Here is a 7433-nt window from a genome sequence, read left to right as displayed (position 1 = left end):
CTGCTTCGCGATTTCCTCGAGCTGGGCGCGGGTGACCTTGCCCACCTTGTCGGTGTTCGGCTTCTGCGAGCCCTTGGCCACGCCCGTGATCTTCTTGAGGAGGATCGAGGCCGGCGGGGTCTTCGTGATGAAGGTGAAGGTACGGTCCGAGTAGGCCGTGATCACGACCGGGATCGGGAGACCCGGCTCGAGCTTCTGCGTGGCGGCATTGAACGCCTTGCAGAATTCCATGATGTTCAGGCCGCGCTGGCCGAGGGCGGGACCCACCGGCGGCGACGGGTTGGCCTGACCGGCCTTCACCTGCAACTTGATGTAACCAATGACTTTCTTTGCCATTTTACGTTCCTCGCGAGTGCTGGCGCCTTGCGGCTCCTCGCTGTTGGCCATCCCTGGGAATGATGGAATCCGCACCTGCGGACCCCGTAAACACGGACACGCCGGAGCACAAAGCTCCAGCGTGAACCGGGCATTATAGGCACTTCACACGGCTTATGCAAACGCCGTGCCGGTAAGGCCGCTTTAGCGGCCTCAGGCCTTCTCGACCTGGCCGAACTCGAGCTCGACCGGGGTGGAACGACCGAAAATGAGCACCGCGACGCGCAGGCGGCTCTTTTCGTAATTGACTTCCTCGACCACGCCGTTGAAGTCGTTGAACGGGCCCTCGGTGACACGGACCATCTCGCCCGGCTCGAAGAGAACCTTCGGACGGGGCTTTTCAACGCCTTCGCGGACCCGGCTCAGGATCGCGTCGGCCTCGGAATCCCGGATCGGGTGCGGACGATCGGCGGTGCCGCCGATGAAGCCCATGACCTTCGGGGTTTCCTTGACCAGGTGCCAGCACTCGTCATCGATACGCGGCGTCTTGCCGTTGGTATCGGTTTCGATCTGGACCAGGACATAACCAGGGAAGAACTTGCGCTCGCTGCGGCGCTTCTGGCCGCCGCGCATCTCGATGACTTCCTCGGTCGGAACCAGGATTTCACCGAACTTCTCGTCCATGCCCTCGCGCACGACGCGCTCTGTCAGGGCCTTGCGAACCTGCTGTTCGAAACCCGAATAGGCGTGAACGACGTACCAGCGTTTGCTCATGCCTTACCTCAGTGTCCGAGCTTGAGCAACCAATCGAGCACGATCGACTTCAACAGCCAGTCGATGAGCCCCATCAGAAGCGAAAGGATGATGACGACCACGATGATGATACCGGTGGTCTTCAGCGTTTCGTCGCGCGAAGGCCACACGACCTTGCGCAACTCGAACTGCGACTCCGAAAGGAAGCTGCGCAGCTTACGGCCCGGAGCCGTGAATGCGCCGATCGCCAGGGCGGCGACAACGGCGACGACGACAGCCGCACCACGGGCCAGGCCCGGGACGTTCGGATTGTCGGCGTAGTAATAGAAGCCGGTGATACCGGCCGCGAGAACGATGAAGGCAAGCAGCAGCTTGCCGATGTCGGCCGGGCTTGTGCCCTTGGCTTCTTGTGCCTTCGTGTTCATGCGTGCTCGAAAGTGGCACGCCAGGAGGGACTCGAACCCCCAACCTGCGGTTTTGGAGACCGCTGCTCTGCCAATTGAGCTACTGGCGTACAGGTGAAACGGTTGAACCACGAGGGCGGCCAGTCATGGACTGAGCCGCCCCGTGGCGGGAGGCCGACCCCAGGGGGCCGGCTTCACGGATCTTACTTGAGGATCTTCGACACCACGCCGGCGCCGACGGTGCGGCCACCTTCGCGGATAGCGAAGCGCAGACCTTCGTCCATGGCGATCGGGAAGCCCAGCTCAACCGTGATCTTCACGTTGTCGCCCGGCATCACCATCTCGGTGCCTTCCGGCAGCTTGATGGAGCCCGTCACGTCCGTGGTACGGAAGTAGAACTGCGGACGGTAGTTGCTGAAGAACGGGGTGTGGCGGCCGCCTTCGTCCTTCGACAGGACGTAGATCTCGCCCTCGAAGTTCGTGTGCGGGGTGACCGAACCCGGCTTGGCCAGGACCTGGCCACGCTCGACGTCTTCACGCTTCAGGCCGCGGACCAGCACGCCGACGTTGTCACCAGCCTGACCCTGATCCAGCAGCTTGCGGAACATTTCAACGCCGGTCACGGTGGTGTTCTGCGTAGCGCGGAGGCCGATGACCTCAGCAGCATCACCCACCTTGATCACGCCGCGCTCGATACGACCCGTGACGACGGTGCCGCGACCCGAGATCGAGAACACGTCTTCGACCGGCAGCAGGTACGGCTTGTCGATTTCGCGCTGCGGCTCCGGGATCCAGGTGTCAAGCGCGTCAACGAGCTTGATGATGGCCGGAACGCCGATGTCGGACTGGTCGCCGTCGAGGGCGAGACGGGCCGAACCCGCGATGATCGGGGTGTCGTCGCCCGGGAACTCGTACTTCGACAGCAGTTCGCGGACTTCCATTTCGACGAGCTCGAGGAGCTCGGCGTCGTCGACCATGTCGGCCTTGTTCAGGAACACGACGATGTACGGCACGCCGACCTGACGCGAGAGCAGGATGTGCTCACGGGTCTGCGGCATCGGGCCGTCAGCGGCCGAGCAGACGAGGATCGCGCCGTCCATCTGGGCGGCACCGGTGATCATGTTCTTGACGTAGTCAGCATGGCCCGGGCAATCGACGTGACCGTAGTGACGGGTCGGCGATTCGTATTCCACGTGGGCGGTCGAGATCGTGATGCCGCGTGCCTTTTCTTCCGGCGCTGCGTCGATCGAACCGTAGTCCTTGAACTCACCACCGAAACGCTCTGCACCGACCTTCGTCAGTGCGGCGGTCAGCGTGGTCTTGCCGTGGTCGACGTGACCGATGGTGCCGACGTTGACGTGCGGCTTGGTGCGCTCGAACTTACCCTTTGCCATGAGACCTAAACTCCCGTTGGAGTCAAATTAGAGAAAAAGAAACCGTCGCGTACGACGAAGTGGTGCTCATGACTGGAATCGAACCAGCGACCTCTTCCTTACCAAGGAAGTGCTCTACCGACTGAGCTACATGAGCACATGACGCAGCGCGCGGAGGATCAATGGAGCGGGAGACGGGAATCGAACCCGCACAATCAGCTTGGAAGGCTGAAGTTCTACCATTGAACTACTCCCGCACTGCGCGGAACTCGTATGGTGGAGGAAGGTGGATTCGAACCACCGAAGGCGTAAGCCAGCAGATTTACAGTCTGCCCCCGTTGGCCGCGTGGGTATTCCTCCAACAAAGAACGCCTATTGTCGCGAGCACCCCCGAAACTGTCAACAACTTCCGCACATTGCAAACGCTTGCGGTGACAGCCTGGGAGACCCCGGACAACACCCACCAGTACGGGTAGCTGGCAGGTCGGCCGCGAACTATACAAGGGCGTTAGGCCTTTGTGAAGTGGTTCAGATCTCGCGCGTCTTCTTCACCAGCGGCTCCATCGCCCGGGACATTTCCATGAGCTTCAACGCGTATTCCTGCAGGCGCAGGTCGCGCTCCTCCACCGGCACCCACGGCGGAACGGGGGTCGGCTTGCCGCCATCCGGCTTGTCCATCGCCACGAACACCATGACGCAGCTGGTCGCCAGGCGCGGTTCGCCGCTGCGCAAATCCCTGGCCAGCACATCCACCGCGAGGTGCATGCTGGAGGTGCCGGTATGGATCAGGCGGGCCGACACCGTCACCAGGTCGCCGATGTGGATGGGTGCCAGGAACTGGATGCCGCTGACCGAAACCGTGACGCAATACGCCCCGCTCCAGCCCACCGCGCAGGCGTAGCCGGCCTGGTCGATCCACTTCATCACCATGCCGCCGTGGACCTTCCCGCCGAAATTCACGTCGGTGGGCTGGGCCAGGAATCGGAATTCAACGTCACGCTGGGTACCGGGCATGCCCTTACCTTGCTGGGGAAAGCGCGCATTATGCGGCCCGGGCGGCTTGTCGCGACGCCCCGGCAGGCATAGATTCAAGCTAACCCACCCCGGAGCCACCGCCCCATGGTCCTTCGCAGCATCGCCTCGCGACTGGCCCTGGGCGTCCTGTTGGGGTCCGCCATCGTCCTGATCGTCACCGGCGGCCTGCTGCTGAGCCATACGCGCGAGCAGATGCTGCAGCAGACCCAGCGCGAGGCCGAAGCGGTGGCGGGCGCCGCGGCAACCCGTATCCAGGGCCGGATCGATGCCGTCGCCAAGGTCGCCCAGGTGGTCGCCGGGGTGCTCAGCACCCGTCGCGACCAGGCCCCTGGGGTCATCCACGACGTCCTTGCCGTGAACCCCGAGCTGGTCGACGTCAGCGCCGTCTTCATCCCCCGTGACGTCAACCACCTGCGCCCCGAGGACGCCCCCGTGGCCCGCCGGGACCCCGACGGTAAGCTGGTGGCGGGCGACCGCCTGTCCGACCCCGAGCCGTACTGGAGTTCACCCTGGTTCGTCCGCGGCCTGAACTGCGACCGGGGCTGCTGGCAGCCGCCCTTCCGCCCCGCTGGACGCGACGAGACCCTGATCGGTTACTCCGTGGCGATCCCGGGCAAGGATGTCCCGGTCATCGGTGTCACCGACGCGACCATCAGCCTGGGCTGGCTGCAGCAGCTCCTCGGCGAGCTCGCCAAGCCCGACCATGCCTCGGCCTTCGTCGCCGACGCGAACGGTGACTTCCTCGCCCACGACTGGCGCTCCTACATCGGCACGCGCGGCAGCAAGCCGCTGCTCGATGCGATCGCCCGCCAGCAGAATCCCGTCCGGATCACCCCGGAGGAAGGCGGCCGGGTCAGCGAGCCGGTGTGGGTCTATTTCGTCCCGATCCGCGGCACGCACTGGACGTTCGGCCTCTCCATGCCCGAACGGCAGGTGCTCGCCGACCTGCGCCGCACCTACCTCGTCGATGTGCTGCTGGGCGTCCTCGCGCTGATGGGCGTGTCGCTGATCACCCTGGTCATCACCCGCCGCCTCATGGCGCCGCTGACCGTCCTGGCGGACCGCGCGGAGAACGTGTCGCGTGGCGACCTCGATTTCGAGCTGCCCACGGTCCGCCGCGATGACGACGTCGGCCGGCTCACCCGCGCGTTCGACCAGATGCGCCGGCAGCTGGCAGGCCATATCGACACCGCGCAACGCATTGCGCGCGACCAGGCCCGGATGACCAGCGAACTGGAGATCGCCGGACAGATCCAGCTCGCGCTCATCCCGGATCCGCACTGGATCGCCGACGACGGGCGACTCGAGGTACATGCCGCGCTACGCCCCGCGAGCGCCGTCGGCGGCGACCTGTACATGTCTTTCGCGCTCGGCAACACACATGTCTGCGTGATGGTCGGCGACGTGTCCGACAAGGGCATCCCCGCCGCGCTGTTCATGGCGCGCACGATCACGCTGGCCCGTACCATCGCGACGCACGCGCGCTCGCCCAGCGACATCCTGGGCACGCTCAACCGCGAGCTGTGCAAGGGCAACGACACCTGCATGTTCGTCACCCTGCTCTGTGGCGTGATCGAAACGGAGAGCGGGCTGCTTTCGCTGGCGAGCGCCGGCCATGAACAGCCCGTGCTGCACGCCGGCGGCAGCGCCATCCTCGTCGATGTGGAAACCGGCCCCGCGCTCGGCCTCGACCGCGAAGCGCAGTACCCTGTGCGGGTACTCACGTTGCTGGGGGGCGATACCTTGCTCATGTATACCGACGGCGTCAGCGAGGCGCATGCGGGCAACCAACGCCTGTATGGCACGCACGCGCTGCTGGATAGCGTGTCGCGCATCGACGAGGGCGCCAGCCCGGAAACGTATGTCGATCGCGTACTGGAGGATGTGGACGCCTACACCGCGGGCGCGCCCGCGTACGACGATATCGCCCTGCTTGCCCTCACCTGGCATGACACGGGCGTCGAGGGAGCGCGGATCCATGCGGCTGTGCATTCCTAACCGCCTGGAGGACGTGTTCCAGGCGCTGGAGCACGCAGAATCCACGCTTGACCGCGCCGACGTGCACGACGCCTGCCGCGCGGACGTACGCCTGGTGCTCGAAGAATTGCTCGTGAACACCGTTCGCCACGGCTATCCCGATGGCCGCCACGGCACGATCGAGATAAAGCTCGAGGCCCGGACGGATGCGGTCCGCCTCGAATTGCGCGATGACGCGCAGCCGTTCAATCCGCTCGAACACGATCCGCCCGACCTGCCCGGCGACCTCGCCGACCGCGAGATCGGCGGCCTCGGCCTGCACTTGGCACGCAGCATCGCCACCGATTTCGAATATGCACGCGACGCCCACGGCAACCGTGTCGTCATTCGCTTTGATCCCACCCTGTCCGACGAGTCTTAACCATGACCCTCATCGTCCGCAGCGAGAGCCCGACCCCGATCCGCACGACCGTGTGGCTCGAGGGGCGCCTCGATGCCAACACCTTCACCGACCTCGACGACGCCCTGCGCGACATCACGCCGATGGTCGACAACGAAGGCACGCTGGTCCTCGACCTTTCCCAGCTCGATTACATCAGCAGCGCGGGCCTGCGCAGCCTGGCCCAGCTGCGCAAGCAGATGAACGACCGCGGTGCGCGCACGCTGCTGCTCAACCCGCAGCCGCAGGTGAAGAAGGTCTTCGAGATCGTGAAGGCGGTACCGGTAAAGGAGGTATTCGCGAGCATCAATGAGCTCGACCAGTATCTCGATCACATCCAGCGGTCGGTAACCGGGCAGCCCTGAGGGCACTCATCGCGCGCGAGCGCGCTCCCACAACGGTTGGGGCAACCCCGCGGCCCTGTGGGAGCGCGCTTGCGCGCGATAGCCAACGGAGCCATGAAGCAGCGACGCGCCTACTTCACACTATCCGCAAGATTCCCACGCAGCATCTCCAACTGCTGCTTCAACGATCCGAGCGTCTCGACATCGCAGCTCATCGCGCAGAACAGGTCGACCGGTACATCCGCGGCCTTCGCCTGCAGCGCCCTGCCCTCATCGGTCAGCGTCACGATCACCTGCCGCTCGTCCGCCTTGCTCCGGGTACGCTCGACCAGACCGGCCACCTGCAACCGCTTGAGCAACGGCGTCAGCGTCGCCGAATCCAGGAACAGCTTCTCGCCCAGCTCCGATACGGTCACGCCATCCCGCTCCCAAAGCACCAGCATCACCAGGTACTGCGGGTAGGTCAGGTCCAGCTTCGCCAGCAGCTGCCTGTACACCTTGCCCATGGCCAGGTTCGCCGAATACAGGGCGAAGCAAAGCTGCCCGTCGAGGGTGCGCGGGGGCTGGAGGCCTTCGGGGGAGGATTTCTCGCTCATACCCGCGAATGTAGGGACGCGACTATTCAATTGCAAGCGATTGAATTGCGTGGCGAGACATCTGTTCAGGCCTCAGGCACTATGGCGAAAAGGGGGAGCCATGAGCGCAATGGACTGGTTCGTCAACTGGACCGACGCCGCGGACGCGTTACATGTGGTGGTGCGTGCCGTTCCGGCCGCCATCATGTTCCCGGTCG

The 7433-nt window shown here is 64.6% G+C and carries 9 protein-coding genes and 4 tRNA genes; 3 read left to right on the top strand and 10 right to left on the bottom strand.

Annotated elements, in window-relative coordinates; translation table 11 throughout:
* The 9 genes from rplK to ACTHLF_RS04070 form a co-directional block, all read right to left on the bottom strand.
* A partial coding sequence (gene rplK / locus ACTHLF_RS04110; RefSeq protein ID WP_440325108.1) for a 50S ribosomal protein L11 occupies nucleotides 1–336 on the bottom strand: 336 nt, incomplete at its 3' end.
* Between the two features lie 192 nt (nucleotides 337–528).
* Complete coding sequence (gene nusG / locus ACTHLF_RS04105; protein WP_440325106.1) at nucleotides 529–1089, bottom strand: transcription termination/antitermination protein NusG; 561 nt, start codon at nucleotides 1087–1089, stop codon at nucleotides 529–531.
* Between the two features lie 8 nt (nucleotides 1090–1097).
* Nucleotides 1098–1493, bottom strand: coding sequence for a preprotein translocase subunit SecE (secE, locus tag ACTHLF_RS04100; RefSeq protein WP_440325104.1), 396 nt, complete (start codon nucleotides 1491–1493; stop codon nucleotides 1098–1100).
* Between the two features lie 13 nt (nucleotides 1494–1506).
* Nucleotides 1507–1582: transfer RNA gene (locus tag ACTHLF_RS04095), tRNA-Trp, on the bottom strand.
* 93 nt (nucleotides 1583–1675) lie between these two features.
* Entirely contained in the window at nucleotides 1676–2866 is a 1191-nt protein-coding gene (gene tuf, locus ACTHLF_RS04090) for an elongation factor Tu (protein WP_440325102.1), read from the bottom strand.
* Nucleotides 2867–2926: 60 nt separating this feature from the next.
* Nucleotides 2927–3002, bottom strand: a tRNA-Thr gene (locus ACTHLF_RS04085).
* 26 nt (nucleotides 3003–3028) lie between these two features.
* A tRNA-Gly gene (locus tag ACTHLF_RS04080) sits at nucleotides 3029–3102 on the bottom strand.
* Between the two features lie 17 nt (nucleotides 3103–3119).
* A tRNA-Tyr gene (locus tag ACTHLF_RS04075) sits at nucleotides 3120–3205 on the bottom strand.
* A gap of 168 nt (nucleotides 3206–3373) precedes the next feature.
* A complete protein-coding gene (locus tag ACTHLF_RS04070; RefSeq protein ID WP_440325101.1) occupies nucleotides 3374–3859 on the bottom strand; it encodes an acyl-CoA thioesterase in 486 nt (161 codons plus the stop codon).
* A gap of 105 nt (nucleotides 3860–3964) precedes the next feature.
* Between ACTHLF_RS04070 and ACTHLF_RS04065 the strand changes: the two genes are divergently transcribed.
* The 3 genes from ACTHLF_RS04065 to ACTHLF_RS04055 are packed head-to-tail and all read left to right on the top strand — an operon-like array spanning nucleotide 3965 to nucleotide 6661.
* On the top strand, nucleotides 3965–5878 hold the full coding sequence (locus ACTHLF_RS04065; RefSeq protein ID WP_440325099.1) for a SpoIIE family protein phosphatase: 1914 nt from the start codon (nucleotides 3965–3967) through the stop codon (nucleotides 5876–5878).
* Complete coding sequence (locus ACTHLF_RS04060) at nucleotides 5859–6278, top strand: ATP-binding protein (RefSeq protein ID WP_440325097.1); 420 nt, start codon at nucleotides 5859–5861, stop codon at nucleotides 6276–6278. The genes ACTHLF_RS04065 and ACTHLF_RS04060 overlap by 20 nt, the downstream gene beginning before the upstream one ends.
* Nucleotides 6279–6280: 2 nt before the next feature.
* A complete protein-coding gene (locus tag ACTHLF_RS04055; protein WP_440325096.1) occupies nucleotides 6281–6661 on the top strand; it encodes an STAS domain-containing protein in 381 nt (126 codons plus the stop codon).
* Between the two features lie 110 nt (nucleotides 6662–6771).
* Here the strand turns inward: ACTHLF_RS04055 and ACTHLF_RS04050 are convergent, their stop codons facing one another.
* Nucleotides 6772–7236 carry a MarR family winged helix-turn-helix transcriptional regulator gene (locus tag ACTHLF_RS04050; RefSeq protein WP_440325094.1) on the bottom strand — a complete coding sequence of 155 codons (465 nt, stop codon included), beginning with the start codon at nucleotides 7234–7236 and terminating at the stop codon, nucleotides 6772–6774.
* Nucleotides 7237–7433 lie beyond the last annotated feature (197 nt).

Origin of the sequence: Luteibacter sp., assembly GCF_051958795.1 — a bacterium.
In the GTDB taxonomy this organism is placed as follows: domain Bacteria; phylum Pseudomonadota; class Gammaproteobacteria; order Xanthomonadales; family Rhodanobacteraceae; genus Luteibacter.
This window is presented reverse-complemented; position numbering and strand designations above follow the sequence as displayed.

Bases quoted from the DNA above. Each gene is read 5' to 3' on its own strand.
- nusG (WP_440325106.1), bottom strand. From the start codon at position 1,089: ATGAGCAAACGCTGGTACGTCGTTCACGCCTATTCGGGTTTCGAACAG.
- secE (WP_440325104.1), bottom strand. From the start codon at position 1,493: ATGAACACGAAGGCACAAGAAGCCAAGGGCACAAGCCCGGCCGACATC.
- tuf (WP_440325102.1), bottom strand. From the start codon at position 2,866: ATGGCAAAGGGTAAGTTCGAGCGCACCAAGCCGCACGTCAACGTCGGC.
- ACTHLF_RS04070 (WP_440325101.1), bottom strand. From the start codon at position 3,859: ATGCCCGGTACCCAGCGTGACGTTGAATTCCGATTCCTGGCCCAGCCC.
- ACTHLF_RS04065 (WP_440325099.1), top strand. From the start codon at position 3,965: ATGGTCCTTCGCAGCATCGCCTCGCGACTGGCCCTGGGCGTCCTGTTG.
- ACTHLF_RS04060 (WP_440325097.1), top strand. From the start codon at position 5,859: ATGCGGCTGTGCATTCCTAACCGCCTGGAGGACGTGTTCCAGGCGCTG.
- ACTHLF_RS04055 (WP_440325096.1), top strand. From the start codon at position 6,281: ATGACCCTCATCGTCCGCAGCGAGAGCCCGACCCCGATCCGCACGACC.
- ACTHLF_RS04050 (WP_440325094.1), bottom strand. From the start codon at position 7,236: ATGAGCGAGAAATCCTCCCCCGAAGGCCTCCAGCCCCCGCGCACCCTC.